Source organism: Sphingobium sp. (assembly GCF_048594625.1).
Lineage (GTDB): Bacteria > Pseudomonadota > Alphaproteobacteria > Sphingomonadales > Sphingomonadaceae > Sphingobium.
In genome coordinates this window covers 1-15,774 of record NZ_JBMDWL010000143.1, presented here as the reverse complement: position 1 = coordinate 15,774, position 15,774 = coordinate 1, and the positions used below count along the sequence as shown (strand labels likewise).

The 15,774-nt window shown below is 64.9% G+C and carries 13 protein-coding genes and 2 tRNA genes; 10 read left to right on the top strand and 5 right to left on the bottom strand.

Annotation, left to right across the window (positions count from 1 at the left end):
* Positions 1–30: 30 nt before the first annotated feature.
* Positions 31–2,094, bottom strand: a complete 2,064-nt coding sequence (gene recG, locus ACOJSJ_RS18220) for an ATP-dependent DNA helicase RecG (RefSeq protein ID WP_420146370.1) — start codon at positions 2,092–2,094, stop codon at positions 31–33.
* A gap of 86 nt (positions 2,095–2,180) precedes the next feature.
* On the opposite strand from recG, the gene ACOJSJ_RS18215 reads away from it, so the two are divergent.
* From ACOJSJ_RS18215 to ACOJSJ_RS18195, 5 genes are all read left to right on the top strand, one after another.
* Complete coding sequence (locus ACOJSJ_RS18215; RefSeq protein ID WP_420146369.1) at positions 2,181–2,447, top strand: succinate dehydrogenase assembly factor 2; 267 nt, start codon at positions 2,181–2,183, stop codon at positions 2,445–2,447.
* Between the two features lie 110 nt (positions 2,448–2,557).
* Complete coding sequence (mfd, locus tag ACOJSJ_RS18210; RefSeq protein ID WP_420146368.1) at positions 2,558–6,031, top strand: transcription-repair coupling factor; 3,474 nt, start codon at positions 2,558–2,560, stop codon at positions 6,029–6,031.
* A gap of 320 nt (positions 6,032–6,351) precedes the next feature.
* Positions 6,352–6,762: a hypothetical protein gene (locus tag ACOJSJ_RS18205; protein ID WP_420146367.1), complete on the top strand. Its 411-nt coding sequence runs from the start codon at positions 6,352–6,354 to the stop codon at positions 6,760–6,762.
* A gap of 4 nt (positions 6,763–6,766) precedes the next feature.
* Positions 6,767–7,486 (top strand): TorF family putative porin, encoded by a 720-nt coding sequence (locus ACOJSJ_RS18200; RefSeq protein ID WP_420146366.1) that lies wholly within the window; start codon positions 6,767–6,769, stop codon positions 7,484–7,486.
* Between the two features lie 131 nt (positions 7,487–7,617).
* A complete protein-coding gene (locus ACOJSJ_RS18195) occupies positions 7,618–8,013 on the top strand; it encodes an MAPEG family protein (protein WP_420146365.1) in 396 nt (131 codons plus the stop codon).
* On the opposite strand, the gene ACOJSJ_RS18190 is transcribed toward ACOJSJ_RS18195, so the two are convergent.
* Positions 8,010–10,028, bottom strand: a complete 2,019-nt coding sequence (locus ACOJSJ_RS18190; protein ID WP_420146382.1) for a putative bifunctional diguanylate cyclase/phosphodiesterase — start codon at positions 10,026–10,028, stop codon at positions 8,010–8,012. The genes ACOJSJ_RS18195 and ACOJSJ_RS18190 overlap by 4 nt on opposite strands.
* Before the next feature lie 132 nt (positions 10,029–10,160).
* On the opposite strand from ACOJSJ_RS18190, the gene moaA reads away from it, so the two are divergent.
* The 4 genes from moaA to ACOJSJ_RS18170 all read left to right on the top strand — a co-directional run bounded on the left by moaA (position 10,161) and on the right by ACOJSJ_RS18170 (position 12,360).
* Positions 10,161–11,171, top strand: coding sequence for a GTP 3',8-cyclase MoaA (moaA, locus tag ACOJSJ_RS18185; protein ID WP_420146364.1), 1,011 nt, complete (start codon positions 10,161–10,163; stop codon positions 11,169–11,171).
* Complete coding sequence (locus ACOJSJ_RS18180) at positions 11,168–11,944, top strand: NAD kinase (RefSeq protein WP_420146363.1); 777 nt, start codon at positions 11,168–11,170, stop codon at positions 11,942–11,944. Before moaA ends, ACOJSJ_RS18180 begins: the two co-directional genes overlap by 4 nt.
* A 77-nt stretch (positions 11,945–12,021) precedes the next feature.
* Positions 12,022–12,096 (top strand) — tRNA-Asn (locus ACOJSJ_RS18175).
* A gap of 189 nt (positions 12,097–12,285) precedes the next feature.
* Positions 12,286–12,360, top strand: a tRNA-Asn gene (locus tag ACOJSJ_RS18170).
* Between the two features lie 333 nt (positions 12,361–12,693).
* On the opposite strand, the gene ACOJSJ_RS18165 is transcribed toward ACOJSJ_RS18170, so the two are convergent.
* The 3 genes from ACOJSJ_RS18165 to ACOJSJ_RS18155 are packed head-to-tail and all read right to left on the bottom strand — an operon-like array spanning position 12,694 to position 15,257.
* On the bottom strand, positions 12,694–14,037 hold the full coding sequence (locus ACOJSJ_RS18165; RefSeq protein ID WP_420146362.1) for an SPOR domain-containing protein: 1,344 nt from the start codon (positions 14,035–14,037) through the stop codon (positions 12,694–12,696).
* Between the two features lie 8 nt (positions 14,038–14,045).
* Positions 14,046–14,525: a hypothetical protein gene (locus ACOJSJ_RS18160; protein ID WP_420146381.1), complete on the bottom strand. Its 480-nt coding sequence runs from the start codon at positions 14,523–14,525 to the stop codon at positions 14,046–14,048.
* Between the two features lie 12 nt (positions 14,526–14,537).
* Entirely contained in the window at positions 14,538–15,257 is a 720-nt protein-coding gene (locus ACOJSJ_RS18155; protein ID WP_420146361.1) for an AAA family ATPase, read from the bottom strand.
* 203 nt (positions 15,258–15,460) lie between these two features.
* Here ACOJSJ_RS18155 and ACOJSJ_RS18150 point away from each other — a divergent pair.
* A partial coding sequence (locus ACOJSJ_RS18150) for a tetratricopeptide repeat protein (protein WP_420146360.1) occupies positions 15,461–15,774 on the top strand: 314 nt, incomplete at its 3' end.

The following is a 15,774-nucleotide window of genomic DNA, read 5'->3' as shown; positions in this document are numbered from 1 at the left end:
ATAACGTCTGCTTCTGACCGTTATCACCCCTCATCCGCCGCGCAGCAATCCCACCGCCGCATCCTTTTCGAACAGGTACAGGCATATCCGCGCCGCCTGCCCCCGCGCACTGTCCAGCCCGCCGTCGCGTTCGATCAGCAGGTTCGCGTCGTCGCGCGCGCTGTCCACCAACGCCGCGACATGTTCGGGCGTCGCGACCTTCAGCTCCGCCTCGCCCGACTGCCGCGTGCCCAGCACTTCCCCCGCGCCGCGCAGTTTCAGATCCTCTTCGGCAATGCGGAACCCGTCATTCGTCTCCCGCATCAACGCCAGCCGCGCCCGCGACGTTTCGCCCAGCGCATTGCCCCGGATCAGCAGGCACACCGATGGCTTGTCCCCACGCCCCACGCGCCCGCGCAGCTGGTGCAGCTGGGCAAGGCCGAACCGCTCCGCCCCTTCGATGATGATCAGGCTGCTGTTGGGCACGTCCACGCCCACCTCGATCACGGTCGTCGCCACCAATATCTGCGTCCGGTTGGCGGCGAAGGCCTCCATCGCCGCATCCTTTTCCGGTCCCTTCATGCGTCCGTGGACCAGCCCCACCCGGTCCCCGAACCGTTCGCGCAGCGATTCCGCCCGCGCCTCGGCCGCCGCCTGATCGCTCGTCTCGCTTTCCTCGACCAGCGGGCATACCCAATAGGCCTGCCCGCCGCCCTCGACATGGCGGGCCAGCGCGTCAACCACCTCGTCCAGCCGGTTGGCCGACATCACCAGAGTCTGGATCGGCTGCCGCCCCGGTGGCATCTCATCCAGCCGCGACACATCCATTTCGCCATAATAGGTCAGCGTCAGCGTGCGCGGAATCGGCGTCGCCGTCATCACCAACAGATGCGGGGACCGCTCCGCCTTGCTCGCCAGCATCATCCGCTGCGCCACGCCGAACCGATGCTGTTCATCGATCACCGCCAGCCCCAGCGCCTTATACTGCACCGCTTCCTGAAAAATCGCATGCGTGCCGACAAGGATGTCGATGCTGCCATCGGCCAGCCCCATCAGCGTGGCCTCGCGCACTTTGCCCTTTTCACGCCCCGTCAGGATCGCGATCTCGATCGGCAGCCCCGACGCCATTTTCCGCAGCGTTTCATAATGCTGCCGCGCCAGGATTTCGGTCGGCGCCAGCATCGCCCCCTGCATGCCCGCTTCCACCGCGTTCAGCAGCGCCATCAGCGCCACCAAAGTCTTGCCCGACCCGACATCGCCCTGCAGCAGGCGCAGCATCGGCGTCGCCTGCGCCATGTCGCCCTCAATCTCACCGATGGCCCGCCGCTGCGCGCCCGTCGGCGCAAAGGGCAATTTCAGCATGTCACGCAACCGCCCGTCGCCCTGTATCGACACGCCCCGCCGCCGCCGCGACGATTGCCGCACCAGCATCAGCGCCAGCTGCCCCGCGAAAATCTCGTCATAGGCCAGCCGCTCGCGCGCTCTCCCGTCCGACGGATCGGCATGGACCCGCGCCAGCGCCTCACGCCACGCAGGCCATTCCCTGCGCGCCAGCAGGCTCGGCTCGATCCATTCGGGCAGTTCCGGCGCGCGGGCCAGCGCCTGCGCCGCGATGTCGCGCATCCGGTTGTTGGTCAGCCCTTCGGACAGGCCATAGACCGATTCGCGTGATGGAACGGTCGCGGCTTCCTCCGGCGGCAGGACATAATCGGGATGCACCATCTGAAGATTGTCGCCATAGGCCTCCAGCTTGCCCGACACGAATTTGGGTTCGTTGAGCGGCAACAGCTTGCGCGGCCATGCGCTGTTCTTCCCGAAATAGACGAGGGATACGGCATTGCCCTGCCCGTCCACCGCCTGCACCCGGAAAGGGGCGCGTGCGCTGCCGCTCGCGCGATAATCCACCGGCGTCAGCATCGTGCCGATGATCCGCCCCGCATCGGCCATGTCCAATGCGTCGGTCAGGTGCCGGTCCACCCAACTGACCGGAATATGGAAGGCAACATCGACCGCGCGCGCCAGCCCCAGCCGCTCCAGCGGACGGGCGAGCGCGGGGCCGATCCCCTTGAACAGGGATATTTCGGCAAAGAGCGGATTGAGAATATCGGGTCGCATGGCTATCTGACGGGCTGTAACGCAGCCGGGACGGTCATACAAACACCCGATCGGCCTCTTCGTCGCGCCCGTTAAAGGAACAAATTGTGAACGACAATCCCCAGATGCGCCGCATCAAATTCCGGGCCTGGCATCGCGGCACGCGGGAAGCGGACTATACCGTCGGCGGTTTCTTCGAACGCTATCATGCCGAATGGAATGAAGAGGAAATCGCATGGTTCGAAAAATTCATGGATGAACAGGATGCCGACATCATCGGCTGGGCGCTGGGCACCATTGTCGTTCCCGATAAATGGAAAGGCCCGATGATGGACAAGTTCCTGAAACTCGATTTCGTGAAGATCGAGAACTGATTTTCTCCCCTCCCGCGTGCGGTAGGGTCCGGGGGTCGGCCTGTGCCACCTCCGTTGCATAAGACCCACCCCTAACCCTTCCCGCAAGCGGGAGGGGGACGAGTAGCAAGATGACCGATCTCCAGAAAATCCTGAAGGCAAAGGCACCCCTCACCCTGTCGGGCGTGCCCGCCGGTTTTCAGCCATGGTTGCTGGCCGACATCGCCCGCGCGGCGGGCGCAGCGGACAGCCGCGCCGTCTTCATCGCGTCGGACGAACAGCTGATGCGCGCGGTCGCCGATACCGCCCATTATTTCGCGCCAGAGATCGAGATCATTGAAATCCCGGCATGGGATTGCCTGCCCTATGACCGGGCCAGTCCCTCGCTACGCGCGGCATCAGCACGACTCGCGGGCCTCTACGCCTTGCAGGCAAAACCCAAAGGCCCGCAACTGGTCGTCACCACGCTGGCGGCGATGACCCAGCGCACGCTCACCCCGTTCCGCGTCCGCCAGCTGGTCGCCAAACTCGCTCCCAAGGAACGGATCGCCATCCAGAAACTGGCGGAGATGTTGCAGGCCAACGGCTATGTCCGCACCGACACGGTGCATGATCGCGGCGAATTTGCCATTCGCGGCGGCATCGTCGACCTCTTCCCCGGTGGCGAAGAACAGCCGCTTCGCCTCGACTTCTTCGGCGACGAAATCGAAACCGTCCGCCGCTTCGACCCGTCCGATCAGCGTACGACCGGCAGCGTAGACGGCTTCACCCTGCTCCCCGCGTCCGAAGCCCTGCTGGACGAAGACACGATCAAGCGTTTCCGCAGCCGTTACCGCGAAATATTCGGCGCGACCGCGACCGGCGACCCGCTCTATCAGGCGGTCAGCGACGGGCGCCGCCTGGCGGGCATGGAACATTGGCTGCCTTTGTTGGAGGATAAGCTGGTCCCGCTCGCCGATCATCTGGGCGAAGGCGCCGTGCTGATCCGCGACCATGGCGTCGCGGGCGCGGCGGAAAGCCGGTTCGAGGCGATCCGCGACTATCACGCCAACCGCGTTCAGGCGAAATCGTCCGACCCCGGCGCCTATCGCCCGCTCAAGCCCGACGCCCTCTATCTCGATGCCGCCCAATGGGACGCCGCCATCGCCACGCTGCCGATGCACGGCACCACGCCCTTCCATGAGCCGGAAAGCGCGACCGTCCTCGATTTCTCTGTCGATGGCCCCCGCGACTTCGCCCCCGAACGCGCGCAGAACACGAACATCTATGAAGCCGTCGGCAAGCATATCGCCGACCTGCGCCGCCAGAAAAAGAAAGTCGTCATCGCCAGCTATTCCGGCGGCGCGCGCGAACGCCTGTCCGGCCTGCTCGCCGACCATGGCGTGTCCCGCCTCGCCGCCGCCGACAACTGGCAGGAGGCGCTGGGCATCGCGGCGGGGGGCAGCGTCACGCTGACCGTCCTCGGCCTCGACCATGGCTTCACCGCGCCCGACGTTGCAGTGCTGACCGAACAGGATATGCTGGGCGACCGCCTCGTCCGCCGCGCCCGGCGCAAGAAAAGCGCCGACGCCTTCCTTCAGGAACTCGCCACCCTCTCCCCCGGCGACCTCGTCGTCCATATGGATCACGGTATCGGCCGCTATGAAGGGCTGACGCAAATCCCGGTGGCAAAGGCCCCGCATGATTGCGTCGCGCTCACCTATGCGGGCGGCGACAAGCTCTATGTTCCCGTCGAAAATCTCGAAGTCCTCTCCCGCTATGGCAGCGAGAATGAGGGCGTAGCGCTCGACAAGCTGGGCGGCGAAGCCTGGCAGCGGCGCAAGGCGAAGATGAAGGAGCGCATCCGCGAAATCGCGGGCGAGCTGCTCAAGACCGCCGCCGAACGCGCCCTGCGTCCGGCCACCGTCGCGGAACCCGATCATGCCGGCTATCCCGCCTTCGTCGACCGCTTCCCCTATCAGGAAACGGATGATCAGGACCGCGCGATCAGCGATGTGGTGGAGGATCTGGGCGCAGGCCGCCCGATGGACCGCCTCGTCTGCGGCGACGTCGGCTTCGGCAAGACCGAAGTCGCCCTTCGCGCCGCCTTCGTGGCCGCCATGGCGGGCATGCAGGTCGTGGTCATCTGCCCCACCACCCTCCTCGCGCGCCAGCATCACATGAATTTCGAGGAACGCTTCCGTGGCTTCCCCGTCAATATCGGCCGCCTGTCCCGCCTCGTACCCGACAAGGAAGCGAAAGCGACCAAGGCGGGTCTGGCCGATGGCACCATCGACATTGTTGTCGGCACCCACGCCCTGCTCGCGAAGGGGCTTGAATTCAAACGCCTCGGCCTTGTCATCGTGGATGAAGAACAGCGGTTCGGTGTCACCCACAAGGAACGGCTGAAGTCCCTGAAGACCGACGTCCACGTCCTGACGCTGACCGCCACGCCCATCCCGCGCACGCTGCAAATGGCGATGTCGGGCCTGCGCGAACTGTCGGTCATCCAGACGCCCCCGGTCGATCGCCTCGCCGTGCGCACCTATATCATGCCATGGGACGGCGTGGTGATCCGGGAGGCTTTGCTGCGCGAACATTATCGCGGCGGCCAGAGCTTCTTCGTCGTGCCACGCATCTCCGACCTTACCGAGGTCGAGGAATTTCTGCGCACCGAAGTGCCGGAAATCAAACCCATCGTCGCCCATGGTCAGATGTCGGCCACCGATGTCGAAGAACGCATGTCCGCCTTCTACGACAAGCGCTACGATGTGCTGCTCTCCACGACCATCGTGGAATCCGGCCTCGACATCCCCAGCGCCAACACGCTGATCATCCACCGCGCCGACCGTTTCGGCCTTGCTCAGCTCTATCAGCTACGCGGGCGCGTGGGCCGCTCCAAAACGCGCGCCTATGCCTATTTCACCACGCCTGCCAACCGCATCATCACCGAAACGGCGGAAAAGCGGCTCAAGGTCTTGTCCGACCTCGACACGCTGGGCGCCGGGTTCCAGCTCGCCTCCCACGACCTCGACATTCGCGGCGCGGGCAACCTCGTGGGCGACGAACAGTCGGGCCATATCAAGGAAGTGGGCTTCGAACTTTACCAGTCGATGCTGGAAGACGCGATCATGGATGCCAAGGCTGGCGGCATAGCGGCTGAACGGCGCAGCGACAGCTTTTCGCCCCAGATCACGGTCGACGCGCCGATCCTCATTCCCGACGATTATGTGCCTGACCTTGACCTGCGCATGGGTCTCTATCGCCGCATCAACGAACTGGAGGACCGCAACGGTCTGGAGGCCTTCGCAGCCGAACTGATCGACCGTTTCGGCAAGCTCCCGCTGCCGACCCAGAACCTGCTTAAGATCATAGAGATCAAGCAGAACTGCCTCATGGCCAATATCGCGAAAATCGATGTCGGCCCGCGCGGCGCACTGGTCAGCTTCTTCGAGGATCGCTTCCCCAAACCCGCCAACCTGGTCGCCTATATCCAGAAACTGAACGGCGTCGCCCGCCTGCGCCCCGACAGCAAGATCGTGGTGGAACGCGCCTGGGCCGATCCGCAGGCGCGCCTCAACGGCGCATTGCAACTGGCGAAGGGGTTGATGAAGGCGGCGGGATGACGCCTGTCCTACAGCGGCCATCCATGCGCAATATCGGCCATGGCCTTCATCCGCTCCAACCCGCCCCGTCGGCAAACATATCAGTGTTGGAAGGGACGCGTCGCGAACGCTTCATGGGCGCGTCGCGGGCGCTTCCATCCCCCAATGGCCGGCCATGGTGTGAACTTCGCCCCCAGGGGGCCATCAAGGGTCGAAGCCCCCGCGTCCGACCTTCACGACGCCATTCATCATCGTTCAGCAATCGATCAGCAACAGCATAATCCTAAATCTGATTGTGACGACCGGGCACTAAAGTCAGGCGTCACAGCAGGAGAACAAGCATGAGCATCACCCTCATCGCACTTGCGGCGGCCGCCGCGACGCATAGCGTTCCGATCGATCATCATGGCACTGCGCTGAACGCGATCTACACGGCGCGGGCGGATGTCACCACGCGCACGGTCGGCGCGAAAACGCCCAATCGCATGGACATGCAACGGTGCAACTGGACGGCAAAGGTGGTCATCGACCGCAAGCTGGATCATGGCCCTGCACTCGCCCGCACCATCGCCAGCGACGCCAGCTTCACCGGCAGCGAAGCGGGTGCCTGCGCCAATGGCGCAAAGCTGGAACAGCGCGTGCTGGCCCTACATCAGGATAAAATCCATACGCAACTGATGGCCGTCGCCGATCGGGACCGCGCGCCCTTGCTGGCCGAACTGGATGCGGTGCGCAATCTTGCATCCAACTGACCGCATGACCCGCATGGCATGGCTGGGGGCGATCCTGCTCACCGGCCATGCCCTTCCGGCCGCCGCCCAATATGCGTCCGGCCCGACCTTCACCGTAGAGGCTTCCAGTGACGAACGCCGTCGGGGCCTCAGCTGGAGCGACGGCGATCCCGTCGTCCGCGCCACCGCCTCCGTGCCTGTCGCCGACGGCCTCAGCCTCGACGGCGCGGCGACCAGCCTGTGGGGCAGCCCCCGCCATGGCGGCGCAGACGCGGTCGTCGATCTTGGCGCCAACTATGCAAAGCAGCTGGGCGGTTTCCGCCTGACCGGGGAAGGCCGCTATCACCTGTTCCCCGGCGCATCGCATCAGGGCTATGGAGAGGTCGGCGCGATTGCCGGTTTCGCCATCGGCCCTGCCAGCATCGATCTCGCCGCCCGCTATGCGCCGCGCCAATCCGCCATCGGCGGCGACAATCTCTATTTGTCGGCGGGCGGCGCCTTCGCCATTCCCGGCACGCCGCTCACCCTGTCGAGCCATGTCGGCCGCTCATCGGGCGATGTGCGCGATCCCCTCGTCGCCCGGCGCCTGCGCCCCGGCGGCGGCTATTGGGACTATGGCGTGGCGATCGACTGGTATCGGGGCCGCTGGTCGGCGGGCGTCCGCTACGCCGATACGGACATCGACGCGCCCGACAGCCTCCACGCCGGCGCGACGCTGGTGTCACGGGTGGGTTTCAGCTTCTGACCTGACTTATACTCTCCCGTTCCGCGCCGTTCGCCCTGCGCCTGTCGAAGAGCGAACGGCGTGGAACGGGAACTTCCCTCTGTCCTACCCATATCCGCTTTGATATAAGCGGGCCGACAAAGGACAGCATCATGCCGGTTGAACTGACGATTCTCGCCTGGGGCATGGTTCTGCTCCTCGTCCACATCTTCGCCGCGGCGCATGTGAAGACGAAACAATATGGCACGAAATGGAATATGGGCGCGCGCGACGAAAGCCTGCCGCCCATGAACGCGCTGGCCGGTCGCCTGTCCCGCGCAGAGGCCAATTTCAGGGAAACCCTGCCCATCGCCATCGTCGCGCTGATCGGCGTGGTGGTGGCCGGGCGCGCCAGCGAATGGACGGCGCTGGGCGGCTGGATCTGGCTGTCGGCGCGGGTCGCCTATCTGCCGCTCTATGCGCTGGGCGTGCCGGTGGTGCGCAGCATCATCTTCCTTGCCAGCATCGCAGGCCTTCTGATCGCGCTCTGGCCGCTTCTGCCTTTCTAACGCGCCAGCACCAGGTTGATGAGGTCGGCGGACGATACCCCCGCCGACCGCAGGAACCCCTGATAATAATCGCACCCTTCCCGCGTCAGCAGGTCCAGCTGCTCTTCCGTCTCCACCCCTTCGGCGATGACGCGCAGCCCCAGCGACTTGGCCATATGGATGACCCCGCGCACGATGATACGGTCCCGCGCCGTGCCCGCAATATCCTGCGCCAGCCCGCTATCGATCTTGAGGTAATCGAGCGGCAGGTTCTTGAGATAGGCAAGGCTGGAATAGCCCGTCCCGAAATCGTCGATCGCCACGCCCAGCCCTTCGGCCCGCAACGCCGTCAGCAACGCGGCGGCAGCATCGACATCCTCGATCAGCCCGCTTTCGGTAATCTCCACCGTCAACCGCGATCGCGGAAATCCGCTGCGATCGACAAGGTTCAGCAGGTTGGGCATGAACCCCGGCTGGGCAATATCCGCCGCCGTGACGTTGATCGACAGGCGCAGGTCGGACAATGCGCCCGGCCATGCCGCCGCCTGCCGCAACGCTTCGCCCTGAATATGCGCCGACAGCGGCAACATATAGTCGGATCGTTCCGCCGTCGCGAACAGGATGCCCGCGCCCAGCGGGCCATAATGGGGGTGGTTCCACCGCGCCAGCGCCTCGACCCCGCTGATCCTGTCGCTGCTCACCGGATATTGCGGCTGGAACACGATGCTGATTTCGCCCCGGTCCAGCGCCAGCCGCAGGTCGGTTTCCAGCCGGTCCGCATCGACCTGACGGCTATGTTTTTCAGCGGACAGGATGCGAATGCCCTCGCCCCCCGCCTGCCGCGCGTCGGACAGGGCGGTGCCCGCCCGCCGCAGCAGGGCGGTCGCATCATCCTCCGCCCGCGCCTGCGCGATGCCGCATCGCGCGATCAGGCGGATCAGATGGTCCCCCGCGCTGAACGGCTGGCCCACCGCGCCGATCAGCTGCCGCGCCAGGAACGTCGCCCGGTCGCTGCCCGCCACTTCGCCGGTCAGGCCGACCAGAAATTCGGTACCTGCAATCCGCGCCACCATCGTGCCGGGCGCGACATCGTCCACCATCCGCTCGACCCTTCTCGCGATCCGGCCCAGCAACGCGTCGCCCACCACCTGCCCATAGGCCGCGTTCATGCGGTCGAACTGGCTGATCGACAACAGCAATATGGTGGTCGGCAATCCCGTCCGCCGTTCCAGCCAGTCCATTGCCGCCTGCCGTGACCGCAATCCCGTCAGGTAATCGCGACTCCCGCCGTCCTGCGCCTGCCCGTCGGACAGCCACTCGACATCGGCGGCGATCGCGCCGTCCACCTGTCGCAGATGGTGGACCAGTCGCTGCCCCGGTCGCCCCGGAATGGCGTGGGCCAGCACAGCCGGCCGCCCTGCCCGCCGCATCGCCTTCAACGCCGTCAACACGTTGCGCCGTTCCACCCGTGGCAATCGCCGCACCAGCGCCGACGGCCCGATCCGCAACCGGTCAAGCCCCAGATGCTGCGCCAGACTTTCGCTCAGGCGCAGCATCCCGTCCGGCCCCAGCGCCCAGTAAAGCGCGTCACCGCGCCTGATCCGCTGCGCCCGCTGATTATGGGTGACGCCCCCGCCCAGCCGTTCGACCAGACGATGCGCGGACATCAGCGCCGCGCGCAGGCTGCTTTCGGTCACCGGCCCTGCCAGAAAATGGGTCGCGCCCGCGGCCAGCAATGCGGGCACATGGCGCAGATGCTCGGCATCGACCAGCACGAGTATCGCGCCGCCCCCCGCCTCCAACGGCGGGACCACCCGCGCCAGCAGAATGCTGACATCACCCCCGCCACGCAGATCGACCAGCGCGATCTGCGCTTCGCTGTGCAGATACCGTTGCGGCGCATCCTTCGCCCGGCGCGCCGCGATGGTGCGCCACCCGATGCGCTGCGCTACCTCGCTCAGCCCGTCGCGATCCCCCGGCGACAGGATGAACAGGCTGCGCTGACTTTCCCCGACCTTGTCCCCGTTCACATGCATGCCTTCCCCGGCGCCGCGCACGCGACGCCATATGCAACAGGCGTTACCGGCCCTTCGCCTCCGCTGCAACGGCGCAACTGCGTTCGACTGTGCCGCTTGCGCACAGCATGTCCATCGCCTAGCTAATTGCCCATGGTCGCGGCCGATCCCTCGCAAGCGCAGATGACCGACGGCCATGGCCGGCGGATCGACTATCTGCGCATATCGGTGACCGACCGCTGCGACCTGCGCTGCCGTTACTGCATGGCGGAACGCATGCAGTTTTTGCCAAGGGATCAGGTGCTGACGCTGGAAGAAATCGCGCTGCTGGCGGATCTCTTCGTCGCGCGCGGCATCCGCAAAATCAGGCTGACCGGCGGCGAACCGCTGGTCCGGCGCGACATTGCCGATCTTGTCCATCGCATCGGCCGCCATCTGGGTGCGGGACTGGATGAACTGACGCTCACCACCAACGGCACGCGCCTTGCCGATCATGCCGGCATGCTGGCCGATGCGGGCGTGCGGCGAATCAATGTCAGCCTCGACACCCGCGATGCCGATCGGTTCGCCCACATCACCCGTGGCGGCCGCATCGATCAGGTGATGGCCGGGCTGGACGCCGCGCGCGCCGCCGGGCTTGCCGTCAAGATCAACATGGTCGCCCTAAAGGGCATCAATGAAGACGAAATTCTGCCGATGCTGCGCTGGTGCGGCGAACAGGGGCACGACTTGACACTGATCGAAACCATGCCGCTGGGCGAAACGGGGGAAGATCGCACCGATCACTATCTTCCGATGACGCAGGTGGCCGAAATGATTCGCGCGCATCATGCCCTGACGCCCCTGCTCCACCGCACCGGCGGCCCGGCCCGCTATCATGCGGTGGGCGGCATGGGGATCAGACTGGGCCTCATCACGCCACTCACCGCAAATTTCTGTGCCGACTGCAACCGCATCCGCATGACCTGCGAAGGAAAAATCTTCATGTGCCTGGGGCATGAAGACCATGTCGATTTCAAAAGCGCCCTGCGCGATCAGGGACTGGCTGCGGTCCATCCGCTGATCAACCGGGCCTTGCGGCTGAAGCCTGCGGCACATGATTTCCGTATCAGCGCCGGAACGCCCCCCGCCACCCGGCGGCATATGAGCGTGACCGGCGGATGACGAACGAGCCACGGCGCGCGCTGGTCGCGTCTCCCACTCAGGCGGCTCGCGCGGCGGAAGAAAGGCTGCGCGCCGCCTATGATTTCGTGCCCGTGGATCAGGCCGATATGGTTATCGCGCTGGGCGGCGACGGCTTCATGCTTCAGACGCTCCATTCCATGCTGGAGGCGCGCCGTATCCTGCCCGTCTTTGGCATGAACCTTGGCACCGTCGGCTTTCTGATGAACGAATGGCGGCTCGAACGGCTGGACCAGCGCCTGGAAAAGGCGAAGAGCTTCAAGGTCAATCCGCTGCGCATGACGGTGGATACCGTCGATGGCGAACGTTTTTCCATCCCCGCCATCAACGAAGTGTCGCTGCTGCGCGAAACGCGCCAGACCGCCAAGCTGGAAGTGCAGGTGAACGGCCGCCCCGTCCTGCCCGAACTGGTGTGCGACGGCGTGCTGGTGGCGACGCCTGCCGGCTCCACCGCCTATAATCTGTCCGCCCATGGCCCCATCCTGCCGCTGGGGTCGGCGCTGGTCGCCCTGACGCCAATCAGCCCCTTTCGTCCCCGGCGCTGGCGCGGCGCGATCCTGCCCGAAACGACCAGCATCCGCTTTTCCGTGCTGGACCCGGTCAAGCGCCCGGTCAGCGCCGTTGCCGACCAGCGCGAAGTGCGCGACGTGGCGCAGGTAGAAGTGGGCATCGACCGCGCGACCCCGCTGACGCTGCTGTTCGATCCCGAACATACGCTGGACGACCGGATCGCCGCCGAACAGTTCATCGCGTAAAAAATCCGTCATTTGGCGCTTGCCATCTTCCAAAATCCGCTGCTATAGGCGCGGCCTGCCCAGCGAAAGCGGGTCGCTCCCCGATAGCTCAGCGGTAGAGCATTCGACTGTTAATCGAATGGCCGTAGGTTCGAATCCTACTCGGGGAGCCACATTTTCCAGGCTGATCGGGCCACCCTCTCCTCATCGTCATCCGCAATGCCGCCATCGGCAACGCATGGTCGCGCACGTCATGCATGACATTGGATTAACCGATTTTTTGTGCTGGCGGCGCGATTAGCCCCTTGCCATTTCACCCGGCCCGATGCATAGGCGCGGCCTGCCCGGCGAAAGCCGGTCGTTCCCCGATAGCTCAGCGGTAGAGCATTCGACTGTTAATCGAATGGCCGTAGGTTCGAATCCTACTCGGGGAGCCACTTTCTTCTTCCATCATCCCAAACGACATCCGGCACGACCCGATAGTGCACGTCCGCATGCCCATGCCATGAAAAAAGCGCGCGACGCTCCGGGGAGCATCGCGCGTTCAGTTCGCTTGGGATGGGGGGAAGGTCTGGAGCCTGATCCGATGGACCTGAACCGGACCAAGCTCTCAATGTTCTTTGCGACCCGCGTGTTGCGAGACATCATCTGTTCCGGATGATTTTGAAGTACGCTGCGCTAAATCTGACGCAGGATGCGTGCTCCAGTTATTTGGTATCGCATCGTGTGCAAAACCGGTTCCCGCTTGCACACGATACTCTAAAAATCCTCTATTTCGACGCGTATTGACGTCCTTTGGCCGCGACCGCCCAGCGCTGCGGCGTCGCGCCTTCGGCGCTTTCCCGCACAAAACACTGGCCACGTTCGGCGCGGATGGTCCGGCATGCAGACATGGCGTCAGCCCGGCTGCCAAAGCCGCTGATGGCGAGCCGGTGATAGGCGCGCCCCTTGACTGTCGCCTGACTGGTCAGCACCGGGAAAGCCGCCAGCCTGTCGCTGCGCCCTGCCATGCCCATCCATTTTTCCTTGGCGATCGCCGCGCTGTCATAGGCGCCCAGCTGCACCACCCAGTTGCTGGCGCCGCTGGCGACCGGCTTGATATAGGCAACCTTCTGCATGCGCGCCTGCCCGGTGGGCTGCACCTTTGCCTTGCCATTGCGGTCTTCGATCACGAAATCGCGCGCGGCAACCTGCACCGGCTTTGCCGAAGCCTTGATCATCGGCGCAGCCTTGCGGGGCGCGGTGGATGCAGGCAAGGCCTGCACCATCCGGATCGGCGCAGTCAGTTGCGCCTGCGGCACCGGGGCAGCTTCGAGCGCGACGGCCTGCGCCATTTTGACCGGCGCAGCGGCAGGTTCCGGCATGGCGTTTGCAGGCGCGAGCGCCAGCGCCACCGGCTGTCCGGCATCGGCTTGGTTCAACGTCACGCCCATCAGCGCGGCGACACGCATCGGCGCCAGCGAAGGTTCGGCCATCTGCGCCCATTCGGTGATGCGCTTGTTGGCGGCCAGCGGTTCCATATCCATGCCCGCAATCATGCGTGCATCCTTCCAGCGCCCGGCCAGAGCATAGGCATAGGCCAGATTCTGCCGCGTGCGCGCCGTGGCCGACGGATCGTGGATGGCCTGCGACAGGATGCGCACGCCTTCCTCGCTATCTCCGGCCATCGCCATGGCCAGCCCGTAATCGGCGGCCGGAACGGTGCCCGCATTGGCAACCAGCAGGCTGCGCGCGGCATCCGACTGCCCCTGCGCCACCTGCACCAGCGCCAGATTGACGATCGTGCCGGGGTCGCTGTTGCCCAGATCCATCGCATCGCTCAGCGCAGTCTGCGCGGAGGCAAAGCGGCCCGCCATCACATAGGCGCGGCCCAATATCTGGCGATAGGCGGCATTTTGCGGCGCAGCCTGAACGGCGGCTTCGGCGGCTTCCACCGCCTTGTCGGCGTTGCGGTCGGCCAGCGCCTTTTCCGCTGCGATGGCCATCTTGCCGGGATTGCCCTTCTGCTGGACGGCCGAAGCCGACGGGCGGAAAGCCGCGCCGGTGCAGCCCACCATGGTCGTGGCGACGAAAAGTGACGAAATCGCCGCCTTTTTAAATGCCGTGCGTTTCATGTCTCTAATTACCCTTCGTTCAGCAGCTGCACGGCCAGCCGATCAATATCCGGCAGGTCGTTGATCAGATCGTCCAGTGCCTGGATGACGATCTGTTGGGCGGAACGCCCGGTAACGGCGCAGGCCAGCCGCAATTTCAGGTGGCGGTCGGCGTCCAGCCGCAATGTAAAGGCCGCCTTGCGCCCGCTCGCCATTTCGACCTTGCGCGCCATTCGACTGGCCAGAAGCTCGCGCTCCAGCACCACGGGCGGGATCGGCACAACCGTCGCCATCGGCGTCAGCCCGATGGAGAAGGCGTCCGTATCGGGCAGGCCGATCTCCGGCTCGCCATCGAAACCCATGTCGTTCCACCCCAGATCGTCAAAGTCCGCGCCCGCCGTCGTCGGACGGCCAAAGCCCGGCATCGGCCGCCGCATCGCCGGCTGGGCCATGCCTTTGCGTGCCAGCAATCCGGATGTCAGCGATGCGATAGGCTTGGGATCTGCCATCATCTGCGTCCCTTATTGACCGATCACGCGGCGGCCAAAGCCGCCACCCGCCGGACGGGCTGCGATCGTTCCGATCGTGGGCTGGGGCACGGCGAATACCGTGCGACGGAAATTCTTTTCCAGACGATCCGCGACATAGGTCCACAGCGCTTCGACCTCTGCGGCGGAACGCCCTCTGGGATCGACCTCCATCACCGTGCGCCCATCGATCATCGATGCGGCGAAATCGGTGCGGTGATGCAGCGTCACCGGCGCGACGGTGCCATGTTGCGACAGGGCCACCGCCGCTTCGGTGGTGATCCGCGCCTTGGGCGTGGCGGCGTTGACCACGAAGATCAGCGGCTTGCCCGCACGTTCGCACAGGTCCACCGTCGCGCCCACGGCGCGCAGGTCATGCGGGCTGGGCCGGGTCGGCACGACGATCAGTTCGGCGACGGAAATCACGCTCTGGATCGCCATCGTGATGGCTGGCGGCGTATCGATGACGGCCAGCTTGAAACCCTGCTGGCGCAAAATCTCCAGATCGGCGGCCAGTCGGGCCACCGTCGTCTGGGCAAAGGCGGGCGCGTCGGCTTCGCGTTCGTTCCACCAGTCGGACAGAGATCCTTGCGGATCGATGTCGATCAGCACGACGGGACCAGCCCCGGCACGCTCCGCCTGCACGGCCAGATGCCCGGACAAGGTCGTCTTGCCCGATCCACCCTTTTGCGATGCCAATGCCAAAATCCGCACGCAGTCCCCCAGGAAAATCCAGTTCCGGGACGGATTGCCATGACCGGCGCTAAAATTTGGTTAACTTCGCCACAAAGTTCCGCAATGAGCCGCTTCCCATGGTTAAGCCGCTATCCACTTTTCCGCTGCTGCGCTAACATGACTTTAACCTTGTTTCATCATTGCGGTTGCTGATCATATCTTACGGACCGGAGCTTTTCGACATGAAGCACATCTTGGGAATGGCGGCGCTGGCCACGATGCTGGTCATGACGCTTCCTGCAATGGCGGATGTCAAAACCGGTGTCGACGCCTGGCAACAGGGCGATTACGCCAGGGCCATCGCCGAATGGCGACCGCTGGCGCAATCGGGCGACCCCGATGCGCAGTTCAATCTGGGGCAGGCCTATAAGCTGGGTCGCGGCGTTCAGCCCGACCTTGCCACCGCCATCGACTGGTATCGCAAGGCTGCGGTTCAGGGGCATTTGCGGGCGGAGGATAATCTGGGCCTGCTGATGTTCCAGCAGGGCGATCGCCC

What these genes read in the sequence shown, in the direction of transcription:
- recG (WP_420146370.1), bottom strand. Translation starts at nt 2,094, where the DNA reads ATGCGACCCGATATTCTCAATCCGCTCTTTGCCGAAATATCCCTGTTC.
- mfd (WP_420146368.1), top strand. Translation starts at nt 2,558, where the DNA reads ATGACCGATCTCCAGAAAATCCTGAAGGCAAAGGCACCCCTCACCCTG.
- ACOJSJ_RS18205 (WP_420146367.1), top strand. Translation starts at nt 6,352, where the DNA reads ATGAGCATCACCCTCATCGCACTTGCGGCGGCCGCCGCGACGCATAGC.
- ACOJSJ_RS18200 (WP_420146366.1), top strand. Translation starts at nt 6,767, where the DNA reads ATGACCCGCATGGCATGGCTGGGGGCGATCCTGCTCACCGGCCATGCC.
- ACOJSJ_RS18195 (WP_420146365.1), top strand. Translation starts at nt 7,618, where the DNA reads ATGCCGGTTGAACTGACGATTCTCGCCTGGGGCATGGTTCTGCTCCTC.
- ACOJSJ_RS18190 (WP_420146382.1), bottom strand. Translation starts at nt 10,028, where the DNA reads ATGCATGTGAACGGGGACAAGGTCGGGGAAAGTCAGCGCAGCCTGTTC.
- moaA (WP_420146364.1), top strand. Translation starts at nt 10,161, where the DNA reads ATGGTCGCGGCCGATCCCTCGCAAGCGCAGATGACCGACGGCCATGGC.
- ACOJSJ_RS18180 (WP_420146363.1), top strand. Translation starts at nt 11,168, where the DNA reads ATGACGAACGAGCCACGGCGCGCGCTGGTCGCGTCTCCCACTCAGGCG.
- ACOJSJ_RS18165 (WP_420146362.1), bottom strand. Translation starts at nt 14,037, where the DNA reads ATGAAACGCACGGCATTTAAAAAGGCGGCGATTTCGTCACTTTTCGTC.
- ACOJSJ_RS18160 (WP_420146381.1), bottom strand. Translation starts at nt 14,525, where the DNA reads ATGGCAGATCCCAAGCCTATCGCATCGCTGACATCCGGATTGCTGGCA.